Genomic DNA, 18,649 nt, shown 5'->3' on the forward strand with positions numbered 1-18,649 from the left:
TTCTCGGTTTTGGCTTCCTGCGTCGCTCTACCTCCTGCATCCATGCAGTCGTCCTAAAGTAAGGCGATAACACAGTATAAATGCCAAACGGGCGCTGCCCGAAGGGTTCAATTGAGCGCGCTTTGCTAATTGTTGCCTACATGGATGTAGGTACTTAGCGATAGCAGGACGCGGTAGCTGTGCTCGATTTTTACGTAGAACAACTATGCTACAAACCGAGCGCCGCGATCAAAGCACGCTCAAGTTGAACAAAATTTGTACCTCAAAGATCAACACGCTCTAGTAAGTGTCGGATATTTTTACACTATTGAATCATCACAATTTAACTGTTCTTTCATCATACTGTTTGGAAAAGCAATTTCTTAACGGCCTTCATCTTGCTTAAAAAATAATCACACGTTGCAATAAATATCGAGGTAGTGACAATGAAATCATTGATTACTAATTTTATAGCTGCACTGTTTGTTCTTTCTAGCAATGTCTTTGCTGGCGTTATAGAGATAGACTTTAATGGTACTGAATTCTTATTGGGTACATTTGAAAGCGCCGAAACGGGTTCACAATTTTATAACTATGGCTCACCGTGGGCATCTTCTGCAAATCCCGTATACCCAGGCACGTTAGATCCTATTCCTCTCACGGCCGACGCCTTACAGATATTTTCCCACATCAATACCAACACCAACGAATTGAGTTTCGGTGTTATATTGGAAAAACCTAATGGTAGTGGAGGCGGTACATTTTCGACAACAATTGCTTGGTCGATACCTGCATTGCTTGCTTTTGTAGATGACCCAGGAGAATCAGGAACCCTAAATGCCGGAGGTCCGCAAAACATTAGCTTGTCTTGGATTGATTGCTGTACGGATGGTTTTGTGATTAGTGGGTTTGATCCGGACGACTTGTTCATTGACCTCACCAATGTATCGGGATCTGACCTTACAAAAGTCATATTTCTGAGTCCAGATAGAAAAAATACTATGTTTGATTTTCCACAAGATGTTTTTAATATCAGTATTACCAACTGTGACCCTAGTACCGATCCAAATGGCTGTATTATTCAAACGCCTGAACCATCAACATTGTTCATTTTGGCTATTGGACTATTTGGTTTTGCCGCACGTAGTGTGAAGCGAAATTGATTTTTAAAGCAGCTGACAATTTACAAATGCACCAAGATCGATTGCTGATCTTTCTTGGTCATTTTACTCACGACCAGTGAAAACGAATTGTCGATCATGCGTTCAATCTCGCCTTGCGGGATTGAGCCATCTAAAATCACGGTATTCCACTGGGCTTTGTTCATATGATATCCAGGAATTACTGAAGAGAAGATATCTCGAAGCATCACGGCTTCATCGGGGTCACATTTTAGGTTCATGCAATAATGACCCGCCATTTTCCCTTGAGTATCTTTTTCATTACCTGTGCCAAGCGCTAACGTTGCGAACATCTTATTTTTTACTTTAAATACCATGACATCTACACCGAACGGGTAGTCTTTGACTACATATGGTTTTGATAGTAAATAATTCTCTGCTGTGTCTCTGTCCATGATGTTTCAACTCTTTTGGATTTAATTTATGAGATAACAATAAAAAAATAAGCCTAGCATTGCTAGGCCTATTACATTTTCTAGTAGGAATGTTGGTCAAATAGAATGGAAAGTTATGCAAATCCCATATTATCTGACACGAAGTCATTGCTTCGACCATTGCAGTTAGCAAACCCATGGTGAATCTTGCTTTTTTCTACCGCGGCTAAGTATTTTTTCCACAACCTTACAGGGTAAAGCGCACTTACTTCTTCGCTATGCATGTCTGTAACAAACTGTACTTCTTCTGGGTTGTCAGGCATAAGCGTACCTTCATAAAGCGCCGACATGGTATGTCCGTATAGCATTAACTCATCTGATTCACGTTTATTAAAATAACTGCTTCGTGAAAGACCGCGTGTAAATACCTTATCACCATAAAATAATGACTTACCTTTACGAATTTTTGTATCCATTTCACACCTCATGCTCTATATCAACAAATGACTTTAGTTCATTGTAAGAATTAAATGTTTTGTATGCCGACGCTTTAAGGTCAGCATTAACACAATTGAGTAAAAACGACTCTGTATCAGAATCTTCATCTTGAGAGAACTGTTCTACACAAAAGCTATATATATTTAAGACGGTTTCTACGTCTGGTACTGAAACGTCAAGTTCTGCGTCTACTTCATTTGCTTGTACACTCAAGCAAAGACATAGACCTATCAATTGAACGAATCGCTTCATCGGAATTCCTTAAAAATTTGCCTCGTAGAGAATGTATGCAAATAAATTAGCTTTGAAAAACAAATAATATTTGTCGCAACGATAAGATTTCTTTACATTAAGGTTCTCGTTGTTAGTAGGCTCTATTTATGGACATTCGCGTTTTTAAAACCTTTATTGCCGTAGCAGAAAATCGCCACTTTGGTCGTGCTGCTGAAACCTTATATATTACGCAAGCGGCGGTGAGCGCTCGTATTAAGCAACTCGAAGAGTTTTACTCGACACAATTGATCATCCGTGAAAAAAACAATTTACGATTAACTCCAGCTGGCGAAGCATTATTAGCCCATGCCCACTTGATGGTGAGCCAAATGGAGCAGTCAAAGGTTTCATTGTCTATCGCCAACCAACAAAAGGCGTCATTTAATATAGCGGCAACACCGAACGTGTGGGATGCGTTTTTTAGCTCTCGGATAAAAGACGTGATTTCTCTCTTCGATAACCTCACCTTAGGCACAGAAATTTCAGTTCGCGAAGCCATTCAACGCAAGCTAGACGATCGCAGCTTAGATATCGGTTTGCTAACAGATCCCATTAAAGACGACGAATTTGTCAACGAACTCATTGGCCATTTTGATCTTGCCTTAGTCGGTAACCAACCCGAGTTTAATGCTGACGTTGACGATTACATTATGATTGATTGGGGGATTACCTTTCAAAAAGAACATGCATTGCACCATAAGGTTTCACCTTGCTTAAGAACTTCCAACGCGATGATCGCATTGGAAGTTATACAAGCAAAAGGAGGCTTTGCTTACCTACCATCAAAATTTGTCACTGATCTTATTGCCGATAAAGCGCTTTATGTCGTTGAAACACCTCTACAAATTAAGCGTCCTATTTATATGGCATACCGCAAGAATCACCACGATGAAGAAATGCTGAATCAATTTAAGACCCTATTCTCAAATTTACAGTAGCCTTTTCGTTTCAAATATAAATAGAGGATGTATAGAAATTTAATTGAAAGAAACAGGGTCTTAGTCAATATACACAACAACCGAGTTATAGGGTGTGAATATGTGCAGTTCTCCACGTATCCAAAGGAATTGTATTCTTAAGGGCCGAGAAACAGTGACCAGTATTCTGTGCAATTTAACCGAAGAACAACGGCAACAATTTGCTACCAGAGCAAATCAAGCAGCTCAAAAACAGCAACGATTGGCAAGCTTAGCGCATCAGCCTCATATGTTATGGCAGGAATCTGAAACTAAGCCTAATTCACCGGCAACGTCGTACTGGCTCACAGTGGTAGCTTATCTCAAGAAAATCTGGCATTAACCTCGTTCGAATGGGCTCCTAGCAAATCGCTTAGTTCTCATAATCTAACAAGTTATACCAATTGGTATAACTTGTTACACAGTTTTTGTGCTGTAATTCAGGATAATAGATGACAAATGTGACGACAGTGGCACAATAGAGTCAATATAAATAAAAGGATAATTGTAATAATGAAAAGGTTTTTAGCCTTAACGTTTTTGTTACTTTGTACAAATGTATTCGCTGAAGAACAAGCTGAAGTCATTTTCAAACAACTTGCACCGTCGCTATACCAAATCAGGCTGATTGATAAAGCGAGTGGTGAAAAATCCTCAATCGGCTCTGGATTCCAGATAACGTCAAACGGAGTAATAGCAACAAATTATCATGTTATTTCGGGTTATGCGCGTCATCCAGAAAAGTATCGTATCGAATACCTTGACCATACGGGCCAAAAAGCAACATTGTCATTGGAAAGTGTCGACGTTATCAACGATCTCGCGTTAGTCAAGCGTGAGGTTGAACAAGACATGCCTTACTTTAAAATTGCGCAAGACACCCCTACGAAAGGTGAAGAGCTCTATTCACTGGGTAACCCACATGATCTCGGCATGATTGTTGTGCCTGGTACCTATAATGGCCTGAAAAAAGAGTCGTTCAATGATCGCATTCACTTTACCGGCTCCGTAAACTCAGGCATGAGTGGTGGTCCTGTCGTGAATAAATTCGCTGAAGTTGTTGGGATCAATGTCGCCACATCAGGCAATCAGATCGGCTTTTTGGTTCCACATGGAAAACTAAAAGCATTGTTTAATGCTTATGAAATTAATCCGCCAAAAAGTATTCCTTATCAAATGATGTCGCAACTCAATGCCAACCAAATGAATCTGGTTGACACGTTGCTTGACAATGAATGGCAAATGAAAAAACTTGGACAAAGCTTGATCCCCACTATCGATGTACCTTTCATTCGTTGTTGGGGAGAATCGAATGCTGATAAATCTGATGCATTGATCATGATTGCAGCGGCCAACTGTTCAATTGAAGAAAATACTTATATTTCGAATAACTTCTTTACTGGTTCGTTAGAGATGGACTTTCGCTTCATGGACGCTAAAGCGCTAAGTGATACTAAATTCTATCGCCTTTATCAGTCACAAATCGCTCGGGTAAATGCCGGTAATAAAGCAGGTAAAGACGATGTCACTGAATTTCAATGTCAACATGATACCGTCACACCGACAAATCATGCCATTACCAACAAGAGCGTCTTTTGTACACGAGCTTACAAAGATTTTCCTTCGTTGTACGATGTTTTGTATTTAGGAATGTCTGTTGATAGAAACCGACAGGCGCTTATTAGTCACTTTACGATTTCCGGCGTTTCGCAAGAAAGTGCTCAGAAGTTTACTAAGAAGTTTGTGGAATCAGTATCATGGAATTAATCATCGAAGAAATTAATCGCGGACATAAACTGATTGGTCGCCAGCGATTTTCACAAGCAACAATTAACATCGGTAGAGGCTATCAAAGTGACATTATCCTTTCCGACCCTCATGTGTGCCCTAACCACCTTTCGATAGAATTTGATGGTGAGCACTGGTTAGTTAAAGACAATAATAGTGTTAATGGCAGTTTTTTGGGCGAAGGCAAAAAAGTAGCAGACGGCCACCGCCTAACTTCGGGTGACGTTATTACTCTCGGGAAAAGCCAAATACGTGTGGTATTTCCACACCACCCTGTTGCTGAGAGTATCACGCTTAGTCCATTTGAAGACCTTATCAATCTAGCTAAGCATCCGGTTGCCTTAGCCGCCAATATTTGTTTGTTTGCCCTCATCACCGGCTGGCTGATTTATTTAGGTAACCCACGCGATGTTAACTTCACACAATTACTCGTACCTACAGTTGGCACCACCATAATGCTCGCGATATGGCCAGCGCTAGTTGCGTTGATTTCTCACTTAACTAAGCATGATGCGCGCGCGTTCACCCAACTTGGGATCTGTTTTGTTTTCTTTAATTTGACATTGCTCAGTGACTTTGTTGAATCAATTGTAAAATTTAATACCTCCAGCCACGTACCTATTGCAGGGCTCATAACGATAATACCAATTGCCATTGCCTTTTGTATGTTCTGGCTCAATTGTTATGTTGGTTTTCATATGAGTAAGAAAAAGCGTGTTGTGGTTGCTGGCACGCTAACCTCGTTGCTTTTTGGTGGTTCATTCCTAATACAAATGAGTAAGCAGCCAGAGTTTTCGACCAAGCCGAAATTCGACAACACTCTGATGACGCCGAGTTTCTTATTCACACCAGCAAGCAGTGTCGATACATTTGTTGAGCGCTCTGGTAAGTTATTCGAACAAGCTGACAAAGAAGCAAAAGAGGCAAAAGAGAAGAAGGACTAACTACGTCCACCCTGTACCTGCTGCCCTTTTGCAGGTACAGGAAAGTACAAAGAATGATAGCAACGCTTCCATTTATTTGTGATAACACAGAAAATAAAAAAGCCTCAACGAATAGCTCGTTGAGGCTTTTTACTTATTTATGAGATATAAATCAATTAAGGCTTTGCGATAAAACCAACGGCATTGTAGACCGCATCAAGCACTTTAGCAGCACGCTCAGATGCTTTTTCCGCGCCATTTCGCATGACTTCGTTAAGAAACGATTGGTCATTGCGATATTCATTAAAACGCTCTTGAATCGGTGTTATTGTAGCGACAACCGCTTCAGCCACATCGCCTTTAAGGTGACCATACATTTTATCTTCATATTGCGGCACAAGTTGTTCAACTGATTGCCCCGTTGTACATGACAATAACGATAACAAGTTCGATACACCAGGCTTTTCCTGTACGTCATAATAAATACGTGCCTGTTCATCTGAGTCTGTCACGGCACGTTTGATTTTCTTGGTAATTTTTTTAGGATCTTCCAACAAGCCAATAAAATTGCCCGGATTGGTGTCTGATTTAGACATTTTTTTGGTTGGTTCTTGCAAACTCATGACCCGCGCACCAAATTCAGGAATATGTGGCTCTGGAATCACAAACACATCACCATAGATGTTGTTAAATCGCGTTGCAATATCACGCGCTAACTCAAGATGTTGTTTTTGATCATCGCCTACAGGCACCGCATCTGCTCGATACAATAAAATGTCTGCTGCCATAAGCACTGGGTAGGTAAATAAGCCAGAATTCATGTTCGCTTCGGATTTTTGCGACTTATCCTTATACTGCGTCATGCGGTTAAGCTCGCCCATCTGCGTGTAGCAATTTAATACCCAGCTCAATTGGGCATGCTCAGGTACGTGAGATTGAATAAAAATCGTGCTTTCTTTTGGATCAACACCACAAGCTAAATAAAGTGCTAAACCATCAAGGGTAGCTTGTCGCAACGCTTCGGCATCTGGGCGAACGGTAATTGCGTGTTGATCTACCAACATATAATAGCAATTATGGCTCTGTTGCATGCTAACCCAATTTTTTATCGCCCCTAGATAATTTCCGATAGTTAATTCGCCAGACGGTTGGCAACCACTTAAAACAACAGGTTTAGTCATGATGTTCCTTTAAATTCTTACTATGCTAATTTCTACACTAAAACGCGTAATTCTTCTTTAGGCTATTTTGTTACTTTCGCAAGCTCTGCTCGCATTTCGTCAATAGCCACTTTGTAATCGGGCTGAGAGAAAATTGCCGATCCTGCCACAAACATATCAGCGCCGGCTTCCGCAATGGCTCCGATGTTACTTGCTTTAACGCCACCATCAACCTCTAAGCGGATATCTAGACCACTTTCGTCAATGCGCTGACGCACAAGCTTAAGCTTGTCTAACGTCGATGGAATAAAAGACTGTCCGCCAAATCCCGGATTAACCGACATTAATAAAATAACATCAAGTTTATCCATCACATGATCAAGATAATGTAATGGCGTCGCGGGATTGAAAACTAAGCCCGCTTGGCAGCCGTTATCTTTTATCAACTGTAGACTGCGGTCTAAGTGCTCTGTGGCTTCAGGGTGGAATGTAATAATTGATGCCCCTGCTTTTGCAAATTGGGGAATCAAACTATCTACGGGCTTGACCATCAAATGCACATCAATAGGCGCTTCAATTCCATAGTCTCTCAATGACTTACATACCATTGGCCCAAACGTGAGGTTGGGGACATAGTGATTATCCATGACATCAAAATGCACGACATCAGCACCATCAGCCAAAACTCTTTCTACATCTTCCCCCAATCGTGCAAAATCTGCAGATAAGATTGACGGAGCAATTAAATATGACGACATAAATCCACCCTAAAAAAATTCAGCGCTACTTTATACTAAATCACCAAATTAATCGACTACGAACTCTAATTCTCGAACTTTTCGCTCTTAGTATTATGTAGGTTGTGCGCACAATCATGAAACAACATGCACCACAATAGCACAAATTTTTGCACTGTGATTTAATCCTCAACCTCTCAAAACACCTAAACCATTGTTACAACTGATAATTTAATTTTAAACAGGGGCGGCATCGTCATTGCAATACCGTTATGTAATAACAACAAATAAGTGAGAAATAAATGACTAGAACAAAACAATATTGCGCCCTTTCACTATCATTCTTAGCATCTACGCTATTTTCTACAACTACATTTGCTGAAAATTCATTAACCGCAAACGTTGGTGTCACCAGCAATTACCTATGGCGCGGACTTGAACAAACTAATGGTAAGGCCGCTATATCAGGGGGTATTGACTATGCGCATAACTCGGGCTTTTACGTAGGTACTTGGGTATCCAACGCTGATTGGGCGCAAGGTATGACCTACGAACTTGATGTTTATGGCGGCTACACTGGGAGCTTTAATGACTTCGAATTTGATGTTGGATTCATTCAATATGCATACCCAGATGCTATTGAAGATGTCGATTTCAGCGAGCTATATACCAGCGTTACTTATGGCGCGTTTACGCTTGGCTACGCCACTTTAGTTGATGCACAAGGCAATGACTTTGGTGATGATAGTTACCTATCACTTGATGCTAACGTTAACATTGCACAAGAATTTACCTTGTCACTTCATATTGGCACAGGCACGGATGAATTTTATGCAGGCGAATCCTTTGCAGACTATTCAATTTCAGTAAGCAAGAACAGCTTTTCAATAGGCGCCTCAAGGACAGACATTGACGGTGATGATGTTAAGTTATTCCTTTCATATAGTATCGATATTTAGAATTTCGACACCTGCGAAAATGATGTTTGTACCGCCATTAATGGTTGAATACGAGTTTTAATACCAAGTGAAATAACCCAAATGCGCCTCGTTTTGCAGTTGGGTTATTTTTATGTAGCTCAATGATTGATTTATTTTTGAACTACGAGAACTTTCTGTTATTATATTAGGCCTTAATTTCAAGGTAGATATTGTTAAGTACAAACATGAAGTTTTCCATTCGACTATTTTCTATTTTCTTTGCCGCTATTACATTGCTAGCGGTGACCATGAGTTTCTACCCCTCTTCATATAACCACAAAACATATGACAAGTATCACGATAGTGTGATTGCTATGTACCAAGAAACAGATGCACAATTGCAAAAGTTTGCTGGAGAAAAAATCTCAAACTGGTCTAGTAGTAATCGTAAGCGTTCAATTTATATGACATTTATCGAAGTATACGAAGTGATTCAACAAATGAGGATTCATAGGTAGCATGAGCTGGTGGCAAACGATAAAAAGTGTTGCTGCAGCGTTTTTGGGCGTTCAAAGTGATAAAAACCGTGCTCGCGATTTCGAACAAGGTAAATTCGTACATTTTGTGGTTGCAGGTCTCGCAGGCGTTGTCGTTTTTATTGGCTTGTTGGTATTAGTAGTACAATTTGTCTTACAAAGCCATTAGTGGCTAGTTACGTTCTTTGATGTACCGGGTTATTTACCCTTGTATAACGCAAGCAGTTCACCAACCTTATTTCGCTTACTACCTTTCTGACTAATAGTCCTCGCGACTTTTATTGTTTTTAATTTATCCGCGCCTTGATAGATTTTACGCGTCCAAATGGTGTCGTGGTTACTAATTAGAACCACCGCTTTTTTGTCACTCCTAGCTTCTTCGGCTGCATTCGCCAAATCAGCCTGTTCATCCAAGCCAAAACCATTACCAGCATAACTGGTAAAACTAGCCGTTTTGCTTAAAGGCACATAAGGAGGATCGCAGTATATGACATCACCAGCATTCGCTCGTTCAAAGGTTTTTCGATATCCTTCGCAAATAAATATTGCCTTTTCAGACTTTTCAGCGAAGTACCACAGTTCTTCTTCAGGAAAATAGGGTTTTTTATATTTACCAAACGGTACATTATAACCACCGGATTTATTATAACGACACAAACCGTTGTAACCATGGCGATTCATATAGAGGAATAACAATGAGCGATAGTACTTGTCTACGGTTGCATTAAACTCAGCTCTTAGGTGGTAATATGCTTCGGCATCATTATTTTCAGGGCTGAAAAGCCGCTTCGCATCATCAATAAATTGCTGAGGCTTAATTTGAATAATTTGATATAAATTAATAAGATCTTGATTGATATCATTTAATAGGTATTGATCGTAGTCACTATTTAGAAAAATAGAACCTGCGCCAACAAATGGTTCGATGAGTCGTTCACCATTAGGCAACATTTTATTGATCACATCGCTAAGACCATATTTTCCGCCGGCCCATTTCAAAAACGCCCGATGCTTTTTAACCATGCTACCCTAAATTCCTACAGACAAAGCCGCCTGAAAAGCTAGATCCTTAATCGCAGTGATTATTTACTCCAAAATCGCGTAATGGTTGATTCCATTAACGATACATTCTCTAGTAGCCATATGCGTTAGATTGAGTAAATGTTGCTGTGATTTGTCAACACAGTAACCAGTGAGATTAAACTTATTAATTTTTAGGGGCGAATTGTAGCCGTTCTCCAATATAATTTCATTAATAAGTTAACGTCAGTGGGCAACTTCCTTCATTCACTGCTGGAATTGTTTACTACACGCTCTTTATTTACATCTATTACAGACTTAACCCAAGGTGAGCGCTTTTTTAGTATTTGAGGTAACTGTTCAATACTAGCTGCGGCCTCTGTACGCGTTTTGTACACTTTGGACGTGACAACCCAATACGGTTGCCCTGACTGTATTCGTTGATAATGGAACAACTGTATATCTGCCTGATGTGCAGCAATAAACGACGCCATCACACTACGCTGTCTAAACCCGCCAAGTTGCACGACAGCCCCTTGGGGATATTGTGAGATTTGATTGGCCAAATCACCGACCGAATCTGTCATGCTAGCACTTGGAGAGTCTAGTGGTTCGCTTTCTGTAACTTTTTTCGAATGAATGGTAGCACTATCGTTACCTTTGCGAGGCACGCTCTCAGTATGCAAAGCGACTTCATTGGAAGACCCTAATAGCTCATGCTGTTTGCTACCAACATTTAATACAGCATCTTGCTCATCCGCAGCAGTTAACGCAACAAAAATATCATCAACAACAGCCACCTCTTTAATAACTTCAGTAGGTGATGATTCGCCTAAGAGCGCATTGAGGATATCCGCTTGTTTCGCTACTTTTGAGCTACTTTCGATTGGTGAATTTTCAGTGGATGGAGACAGCTCTCCCAATTTAACCAAATATTCTCCACTAGTACTATGTGGTGATTCAGGCACTTCTAAACCACTAAACTCTGTCACATCTCTGTTAGCCAAATAGACTAGTGTCGCCATGGCAACGAGTATCAGCATGCTAAAACCAATTATTAACACTTTATTGGCCGTCCAACTTAAAAAGGCAACTTTCGGTTTGAACTGTTTGGCATTAACGGCGAGAAGTTGGCCAGATTGGGCATCAACAATTGACACTTTCTTTTGAAACAGCGACTGATTTTCATATAAGAGTTGCCCAAGTTGGTTATCACCTAACATGAGTACGTTAATTTCTAAGCTAGATTTTTTGGCAATTTCTGCTAGCTGGCATAGTTCGTGAACAATTTGCAGCGATAATAATTGCGCATGCTCAATAACAATACTCAGTGTTTGTGGAGCAGACTTGACGAGATTGATTAACGTGACAGCAATCGATTTTTCAGGATCAAAGGCTTGATCAAAATAAAGTTGTTCAACAATTCGTGCGCGAATTTGAATATCGTTGAGTTTGGGTGACACAGATAAGTATGCGGCATTGTGATGATTAGGTATATTACCTAAAAATTGACTGCCAACTGCGGAATAATTCTCAATGGTATCGTCAAGCACGATAACGGCTTGCTTTGAGAAACGTAGAATATAATCTACGCGCGCATTCGTGCTAATCTGCGCTATGCTGTCATTGACGTTTTCGTTAATTGTTGATGCCAGTGCCGACATGAGCCACCTTCTGTAAATACTAATTACAGAATTTGTTTCAGCATGTCTTCAGAGATATCGTCTCGTAATTCACATCGCCCAATAGACGTTGGAATTATTAACCTAAGTTTACCGCCAATATTTTTCTTATCTCGGCGCATATGCTTTATAAATTGCTCAAAACCCATACTTTTAGGTGCTTCAAGCGGCAAATCAAATGATGCAATCAATTGCTCTATTCGACGAAGTTCTGACGCTGATAACAAATTCAATGTTACTGCTAACTTCGCAGCAAGAACCATACCAGTAGCAACCGCTTCGCCATGTAGCCAATTTCCATAGCCTTGTTCGGCTTCTATCGCATGCCCAAAAGTATGGCCAAGATTGAGTAACGCTCGAAGACCAGCTTCTCTCTCATCAGCAGCTACAATGTCAGCTTTGCACTGACAACAAGTTTCAAGCATTTTAATAATCGTCGCTTGCTCACCTGCTTTGATTTCATTAATGTTCTGCTCTAACCACTCAAAGAAATCTTTATCACCCAGAATGCCATACTTGATAACTTCAGCCATACCAGCAGAAAATTCACGCTTAGGTAGCGATTGCAACGTATCGATATCCATTAAGACAGCTTTAGGTTGATAAAAAGCCCCTATCATGTTTTTGCCCAATGGATGATTGACCGCAGTTTTCCCACCCACAGATGAGTCAACTTGTGATAAAAGTGTGGTAGGAATTTGAACAAAATCAATCCCGCGTTGATAGCAGGCAGCGGCGAAACCTGTAATATCGCCAATAACCCCACCGCCCAAAGCAATGAGTGTGGTATCTCTTCCATGCCCATTCTGGAGTAAATGAGACATAATCACGTTGAAGTTATCTAAATTCTTTTGCGCTTCCCCATCAGGAAGAATAATTTCATCTACCTGATAGCCTGTTAGTAGTGATTTAACTGATGCCAAATATAACGGTGCAACAACATTGTTAGTTACAATACTTACCCGCTTGCCTTTTATATGCTCAGACAGCAAGTCACTCTGTGAGAATAACTTGCTGTCTATATAAATTGGGTAGCTGCGCTCACCAAGCTCAACGTGTAATTTGGCCATTGATTAGAAATCTAACTTATCCACGATTTTGTTGGCAACAATCTTAGCGCTTTGATCATCTGTCTGAATGACAACATCAGCGACTTCTTCATAAAGAGGATTGCGTTCAACAGCGAGATTTTCTAACACTGTGCGCGGATCTTCAGATGTTTGTAGTAATGGTCGGCGACGATCTCGTTGAGTACGAGCCACTTGCTTGTCAATGGTAGTTTCCAAATAAACAACAATACCACGTGCAGATAAACGGTTTCTCACTTTACTACTGATAACCGAACCACCACCTGTAGCTAAAACAATACCTTGTTTTTCTGTCAGATCTTCGATGACGTTTTCTTCTCTTTTGCGAAAACCTTCTTCACCTTCCAAATCAAATACCCATGCGATATCGGCACCTGTTCGTCGTTCGATTTCCTGATCTGAATCAAAAAACTCTAAATGTAATTTGTCAGCTAATTCTCTACCTATTGTGCTTTTACCAGCACCCATAGGACCTACTAGGAATATGTTACGTTTTTCTGCCATGAGATTAACTTAATTCTCGTTTAAATAATTACGTTTATCGGTAAGAGGGAGCCCCCCTCGAAAAATTTAAGGGCGTAATTATCGCAATTGTTCACTATAGATTGCAAGCAACTGTTAACTAAAACAGCATTTAGTTGTAATTTTACTAAAAACGCTCAGTTACAACCCTCGGAGTTACAAAGATAAGTAGTTCTTTTTTCTCATTAAAGTTATTGGTATTTCTAAACATCCAACCAAAATATGGGATATCCCCCAACACAGGCACTTTAGAAACCGTATTAACAATTGACTGTTGATAAATGCCACCAAGTACAATGGTTTCACCATTATTTACAAGTACCTGCGTACCAATCCGTTGCGTATCAATTGCAGGCGCTTGACCATTCGTTACTTCTGATACTGTATCTTGTGTGACTACCAAGTCTAAAATGATGCGATTGTCAGGTGTAATGTGCGGTGTAACCGTTAAGCTCAACACAGCTTTCTTAAACTGAGTTGCCGTTGCCCCACTTGAAGCAGCTTCTTGATAAGGAATTTCGACCCCTTGCTCGATATAAGCTTCTTTTTGGTTTGCAGTAGTAATACGAGGGCTTGCAATGATTTCCCCCTTATTTTCTTTTTCCATGGCAGACAATTCCAAGTCTAAAATTGTGCCATCAGCCAACCGTGCAACCTGAAACGCGATACTACCAGCAGGCGTTTGCACAGGTAGGTTCACATTCATTCTGTTGTCGATGCTTGGCGTTACCCCACCATTTGCTGAATTAGCACCGCCTAGACTTCCTGAAGTTGCATACTCACCATCAGTATCCGTTACCCCCCAGCGAATACCTAATTCTTCATTAATGTTATCCTTCACCGTTACCATACGAGACTCAATCACTACCTGACGAACAGGAATATCTAAAACACCAACCATTCTTTTAATGTCTTCGATACTTTTAGCGGTATCTCTAATAAGTAGCGTATTTGTTCGCTCATCGACACTTACACTTCCTCGAGGTGATAAGATGCTGTTTTCTTCACTCTTGATTAATGATGCAAATTCCGCTGCTTTGGCGTAATTCACTTGCACAAACTCAGAATACAGTGGCGCGAGTTCTTCTACTTGCTGTTTAGCCTGCAATTCTCTAGCCTCACGAGCGGCCAGTTCATCACTTGGCGCTACCATCAAGATATTACCTTCCATGCGCTTATCTAGGCCTCGAACTTTTAGAATAATATCGAGTGCCTGGTCCCAAGGTACACCGTCTAATCTTAATGTAATGTTCCCAGATACTGTGTCACTGGTGACTAAGTTGAAACCGTTATAGTCTGCAATGATCTGCAAAACCGTTCTCACTGAAATATCTTGGAAATTCAAAGAAATAGCACGACCAGTAAAATCATCTTCGTCCCCTAAGTAACCAGGAACAATCTCTTTTTCTTCAACTGTTAAAGAAAATACCGTGCCAAGCTGCTGATGGTTAAAGGTAAAACTGCCATTGATATCAACGACTAAACGCGCATTTTTGCCTTCTCTGAACGTTTCAATACTCTTCACTAATGTACCGAAGTCAGTAACATCTAACGTATAAAGCAAATCTTCAACAATTTGCGTATTGTGAAATTCGATATAAATTTTGCCCAACTTGTCACTTACATCGACAGCAACCATTGAGTCATCAAGGTGAACTAAAATCTGAGCTTCATTGTTGGCGCCCTTTTTAAAATCAACATTGGCTATATTATTTATAAACCCACCACTTGCTGGCATCAACTTGGAAACTTTTGAATTTGCTAATCCTTTGTTTAGCGTTAGCGTAAATTCATTATCTTTTGAGGCAACATCAAAAATCGCCAGCTCATCTAAATGAATTGAAGCAACCACTTTGCCCCCAGTTTTCTGCACTTCCACAAAATTGACACCTGCATGGTCAACCTTTGTCATTGCAATATTCGGATCATAGCTATCAGCATCAAATGCGATATCTATTCTCGCTGGATTCAGATTAGTTTTAATCGAAGGTTGGTTTTCAATGCTCTCAGACATTGAGAACACCAACGCGATTTCTTCATTTTGCAACGTGTTATAGCTCAGCTGTTTAAGTTGACCAGCAAAAGCGAAAGTTGGTAACGAAATTAACAATACACATGCTAGTAATTTACGCATGATTCGCGTCACATATTGATTATTCATATTTTTTGATAGCAACATTATTTCCTTTGCCCCTCTGCTTCAGCATCAACTATAGCGACTATAGTTTCGCGCTCTACCCAACAGCCTGCGCCGTCTGGAATTAATTCAACCACTTTAACTTTGTCGGCTTCGACTTCAGTAATTCGACCATTGTAAAGCCCCAAATAGCTACCCTCAGCAACACGGTGTAATGTTTGATCGGAAGCTTCTACAAGTGCCCACGTAATATCTAGCTCACCTAATGTGCCTCGCATAGTTAAATCACTTAACGAGAACTTCTCTAGTGGCTGCTTTCGCCTTCTAGGATCTGGGCTTAAACACCCCGACATTTGCTGAATTTTTTCTTGTATCGCCTCAGGTTTGGGTGCGTCAAATGGGCTACGTTTTGATTGTGCAGCGTACTCGAAATGATCAAACACGGGAACTTCTGGCATGGGTTCCACTTGACTAGAGGCGCTAGCTTGCACTTGTGCGATGTAATTCTGAAGATCTTCTGTATTGTCAAAACAACCAGTCAACAGGCATACACTAAGTATTACGCCATATTTCTTCATTTTTGCTCTGCCTCACGGTATCGATAGGTTTTTGCTTGCAAGTTCAAATTAAGCTCACCATTTTCATTTTTATTCAAATCAATTGTAAAATCATGTAGCGTAACAATACGCGGCAATGCTGCAATTTTGCTAACAAAACCACCAAATTCGTGATAGCTCCCTAGTACCTGAATATCAATTGGTAGTTCAATATATATCTCTCGCGTAATTTCAGGTTGCCAGTTTAGTTTAACAAAATTTAAGCCGCTTGTAGTTCCAACAAAAGTAATATCATCGAGCAAGCCTGGCGTTTCATGACTTTCCGGTAAGCTCTTAAGTTGGTTTGCAAATAACTCTTCTGCTTCAATCATTTGCTGCTGAAACGCTTCCAGATTAGCTGCCACATGATACTTTGACTGGTATTCTTGCTTTAGCGTTGCTTCTTCAGCAATGACTACATCGAGTTGTTTAATTTTATCGCTAATAATTAAAAAATAGCCTAAAAACAATACAATCGCTGAAATAAATGCCGTAAATACCGCTTTTGCTAGTGGTGGCCAATGCCCTATATTATCTAATTCAAGATTCTCAAACTGAGATAAATCTAAATCTTTCACGCGCCACCTCCAGCAGTGCTGTCGACATTGTCTATTAGGCCTTTAATTTGCACTTGCATTTTGAAATCACTTAGTAATTTGCTTTTAGCGTCGTTAGAGGTAATAGATTCTAAAACCGCATTTTCAAACAAATCGGAGCGTTCAATCTGACGAATCATGTTAGCTAAATGGTTGTTTGATTCGCTTTTGCCCAGTAATTGAAGAACATTACCTTGTTTATCCATTTTTGTTAGATAGACACCATTTGGCACAATGTTCGCCATTTCATTAAGTACCTGTGTTCCCACATTTCGGCTACGTTGCAGTTGCTCAATTACACTCATTCGCTTTTCTAATTCACGCTTTTTCTCTTTTAGTGCTTGAATTTGAGCAATTCGTGAATCAAGGATTTTGATTTCATTTTTTAAGAATTGGTTTCTAGAGACCTGGCCGTCGATTCGTAATTGATAGAACTGACTAATCAAAACTACTATCGCCAGTGCCCCTAAAGCAAATGCAGTTAACGACGTGAAAAATGCTCTTTGTTTTGCTTTTTCGGCTTCTTCACGCCAAGGAAGTAGGTTTATATGTGCCATGGCGAAAAGCTCCTTAAGGCCAATCCTGTCGCAACCATATATTGTGGTGCTGTAGCAGCTAATATATCGCTATCAACATTTGATGAAATACTCATATCGTTAAATGGATTTGCAATTACAGTATGTACACCTAACTCTTCTGTTAACAACTCTTCTAGACCTTCTACCACTGCAGTTCCTCCCGACAATACTAAATAGTCAATCTTGTCTCTGCCACTGGATGTTAAAAACATTTGAATTGCCCGCCTAATCTGCTGAATTAAGATGGTATGGAATGGAGCGAGCACTTCAAAAGTATAGTTAGGCGGTAAATTATTACTGACTTTATCCGCTTCGGCTTCTTCAAAGCTTTTGTTGTAGTAAGAGACAATGGACCGTGTATATTGTTCACCACCAAATAGTTGGTCTCTGCTATAAACATGTTGGCCATTATCGGTAACCGAAAATAATGTCATGGTGGCACCAATATCTACAATGGCAACGGCCTTTTCTACCGCATCGTCTGGTAATAGAGAAAGGCATAAATCATAAGAACGATTGACCGCGTACGACTCAACATCAATAACCTTTGTTTTGAAGCCACCAGCTTCTATTGCAGACACTCGAGCTTCAACTGATTCAGTTCGAGCAGCGCTAAGTAAGACATTTACTTTGCTGGGGTCAGATTCATTCACATCTAACTTTTCAAAGTCTAGGCTTACTTCATCTAACGGATAAGGAATCAAGCTATCCGCTTCTATCTCAATTTGACTAGCGAGTTCTTGGTCAGTCAGATTGACATCCATATAGATAACTTTCGTGATCACAGTTTGTCCCGAGACAGCTGCAGCAGCCAATGTAATTGAATTGCTAATTTTCTTTCGAATTTTAGCAATCACATTGCCGACGGCTTCTATGTCTTGAATCTCACGATCGATAATCGCGCCTCTAGGCATTGGTTCACTTGCTATGGCATCTAATACATAGCCATCACTTCCTTGACTAATTAGCACCGCTTTAGCCGAATGAGAACCTATGTCGATTCCTACCATTAAAGAGGTTTTATTTTTCAATAAGCTGCTTAGCATAATATCCCACTAGTTCTTTTTTTATTATAATATTAGGCATATTTTCGTGATAAATACAT

The 18,649-nt window shown here is 40.2% G+C and carries 22 protein-coding genes; 8 read left to right on the plus strand and 14 right to left on the minus strand.

The features are described from left to right. The first annotated feature begins 425 nt into the window (after positions 1-425). Positions 426-1,142 (plus strand): PEP-CTERM sorting domain-containing protein, encoded by a 717-nt coding sequence (locus ACSLUK_RS02455; protein ID WP_448546926.1) that lies wholly within the window; start codon positions 426-428, stop codon positions 1,140-1,142. Between the two features lie 20 nt (positions 1,143-1,162). On the opposite strand, the gene ACSLUK_RS02460 is transcribed toward ACSLUK_RS02455, so the two are convergent. From ACSLUK_RS02460 to ACSLUK_RS02470, 3 genes are all read right to left on the minus strand, one after another. Continuing rightward, positions 1,163-1,555: an MmcQ/YjbR family DNA-binding protein gene (locus tag ACSLUK_RS02460; RefSeq protein WP_448546927.1), complete on the minus strand. Its 393-nt coding sequence runs from the start codon at positions 1,553-1,555 to the stop codon at positions 1,163-1,165. 113 nt (positions 1,556-1,668) lie between these two features. Then, entirely contained in the window at positions 1,669-2,010 is a 342-nt protein-coding gene (gene maoP / locus ACSLUK_RS02465) for a DUF413 domain-containing protein (RefSeq protein WP_448546928.1), read from the minus strand. A 1-nt stretch (position 2,011) separates the two neighbouring features. Continuing rightward, positions 2,012-2,284, minus strand: a complete 273-nt coding sequence (locus ACSLUK_RS02470; protein ID WP_448546929.1) for a hypothetical protein — start codon at positions 2,282-2,284, stop codon at positions 2,012-2,014. Between the two features lie 128 nt (positions 2,285-2,412). Here ACSLUK_RS02470 and ACSLUK_RS02475 point away from each other — a divergent pair, with 128 nt between their 5' ends. The 4 genes from ACSLUK_RS02475 to ACSLUK_RS02490 all read left to right on the plus strand — a co-directional run bounded on the left by ACSLUK_RS02475 (position 2,413) and on the right by ACSLUK_RS02490 (position 5,993). Continuing rightward, entirely contained in the window at positions 2,413-3,243 is an 831-nt protein-coding gene (locus ACSLUK_RS02475) for a LysR family transcriptional regulator (RefSeq protein WP_448546930.1), read from the plus strand. Between the two features lie 100 nt (positions 3,244-3,343). Then, positions 3,344-3,604, plus strand: a complete 261-nt coding sequence (locus ACSLUK_RS02480; RefSeq protein ID WP_448546931.1) for a hypothetical protein — start codon at positions 3,344-3,346, stop codon at positions 3,602-3,604. Between the two features lie 170 nt (positions 3,605-3,774). Then, a complete protein-coding gene (locus tag ACSLUK_RS02485; protein ID WP_448546932.1) occupies positions 3,775-5,028 on the plus strand; it encodes a S1C family serine protease in 1,254 nt (417 codons plus the stop codon). Next, positions 5,019-5,993, plus strand: a complete 975-nt coding sequence (locus tag ACSLUK_RS02490; protein ID WP_448546933.1) for an FHA domain-containing protein — start codon at positions 5,019-5,021, stop codon at positions 5,991-5,993. Before ACSLUK_RS02485 ends, ACSLUK_RS02490 begins: the two co-directional genes overlap by 10 nt. 155 nt (positions 5,994-6,148) lie before the next feature. Here ACSLUK_RS02490 and trpS read toward each other — a convergent pair whose 3' ends face one another. Together trpS and rpe are read right to left on the minus strand one after the other, a co-directional pair. Then, a complete protein-coding gene (trpS, locus tag ACSLUK_RS02495; RefSeq protein ID WP_448547301.1) occupies positions 6,149-7,156 on the minus strand; it encodes a tryptophan--tRNA ligase in 1,008 nt (335 codons plus the stop codon). Positions 7,157-7,215: 59 nt separating this feature from the next. Then, positions 7,216-7,890 carry a ribulose-phosphate 3-epimerase gene (gene rpe, locus ACSLUK_RS02500; RefSeq protein ID WP_448546934.1) on the minus strand — a complete coding sequence of 225 codons (675 nt, stop codon included), beginning with the start codon at positions 7,888-7,890 and terminating at the stop codon, positions 7,216-7,218. A gap of 281 nt (positions 7,891-8,171) precedes the next feature. Here rpe and ACSLUK_RS02505 point away from each other — a divergent pair, with 281 nt between their 5' ends. From ACSLUK_RS02505 to ACSLUK_RS02515, 3 genes are all read left to right on the plus strand, one after another. Beyond that, positions 8,172-8,828, plus strand: coding sequence for a TorF family putative porin (locus ACSLUK_RS02505; RefSeq protein WP_448546935.1), 657 nt, complete (start codon positions 8,172-8,174; stop codon positions 8,826-8,828). 206 nt (positions 8,829-9,034) lie between these two features. Then, positions 9,035-9,307 carry a hypothetical protein gene (locus ACSLUK_RS02510; RefSeq protein WP_448546936.1) on the plus strand — a complete coding sequence of 91 codons (273 nt, stop codon included), beginning with the start codon at positions 9,035-9,037 and terminating at the stop codon, positions 9,305-9,307. A gap of 1 nt (position 9,308) precedes the next feature. Next, on the plus strand, positions 9,309-9,494 hold the full coding sequence (locus tag ACSLUK_RS02515; protein WP_448546937.1) for a DUF2970 domain-containing protein: 186 nt from the start codon (positions 9,309-9,311) through the stop codon (positions 9,492-9,494). A gap of 29 nt (positions 9,495-9,523) precedes the next feature. On the opposite strand, the gene ACSLUK_RS02520 is transcribed toward ACSLUK_RS02515, so the two are convergent. From ACSLUK_RS02520 to pilM, 9 genes are all read right to left on the minus strand, one after another. Further along, a complete protein-coding gene (locus ACSLUK_RS02520; RefSeq protein WP_448546938.1) occupies positions 9,524-10,348 on the minus strand; it encodes a Dam family site-specific DNA-(adenine-N6)-methyltransferase in 825 nt (274 codons plus the stop codon). A gap of 260 nt (positions 10,349-10,608) precedes the next feature. Next, on the minus strand, positions 10,609-12,009 hold the full coding sequence (locus ACSLUK_RS02525; protein WP_448546939.1) for an SPOR domain-containing protein: 1,401 nt from the start codon (positions 12,007-12,009) through the stop codon (positions 10,609-10,611). A 23-nt stretch (positions 12,010-12,032) separates the two neighbouring features. After that, on the minus strand, positions 12,033-13,097 hold the full coding sequence (gene aroB, locus ACSLUK_RS02530) for a 3-dehydroquinate synthase (RefSeq protein WP_448546940.1): 1,065 nt from the start codon (positions 13,095-13,097) through the stop codon (positions 12,033-12,035). A 3-nt stretch (positions 13,098-13,100) separates the two neighbouring features. After that, entirely contained in the window at positions 13,101-13,619 is a 519-nt protein-coding gene (aroK, locus tag ACSLUK_RS02535) for a shikimate kinase AroK (protein ID WP_448546941.1), read from the minus strand. Between the two features lie 145 nt (positions 13,620-13,764). Then, complete coding sequence (locus tag ACSLUK_RS02540) at positions 13,765-15,816, minus strand: type IV pilus secretin PilQ (protein ID WP_448546942.1); 2,052 nt, start codon at positions 15,814-15,816, stop codon at positions 13,765-13,767. Further along, on the minus strand, positions 15,816-16,352 hold the full coding sequence (locus ACSLUK_RS02545) for a pilus assembly protein PilP (protein ID WP_448546943.1): 537 nt from the start codon (positions 16,350-16,352) through the stop codon (positions 15,816-15,818). The genes ACSLUK_RS02540 and ACSLUK_RS02545 overlap by 1 nt, the downstream gene beginning before the upstream one ends. After that, positions 16,349-16,948 (minus strand): type IV pilus inner membrane component PilO, encoded by a 600-nt coding sequence (gene pilO, locus ACSLUK_RS02550; protein WP_448546944.1) that lies wholly within the window; start codon positions 16,946-16,948, stop codon positions 16,349-16,351. Before pilO ends, ACSLUK_RS02545 begins: the two co-directional genes overlap by 4 nt. Further along, the gene (locus tag ACSLUK_RS02555) at positions 16,945-17,523 is read right to left on the minus strand and encodes a PilN domain-containing protein (RefSeq protein ID WP_448546945.1); all 579 of its coding nucleotides are present in this window, start codon (positions 17,521-17,523) and stop codon (positions 16,945-16,947) included. The genes pilO and ACSLUK_RS02555 overlap by 4 nt, the downstream gene beginning before the upstream one ends. Beyond that, positions 17,511-18,590 carry a pilus assembly protein PilM gene (gene pilM, locus ACSLUK_RS02560; RefSeq protein ID WP_448546946.1) on the minus strand — a complete coding sequence of 360 codons (1,080 nt, stop codon included), beginning with the start codon at positions 18,588-18,590 and terminating at the stop codon, positions 17,511-17,513. Before pilM ends, ACSLUK_RS02555 begins: the two co-directional genes overlap by 13 nt. Between the last annotated feature and the right edge of the window lie 59 nt (positions 18,591-18,649).

This window comes from Thalassotalea fusca (assembly GCF_053485835.1).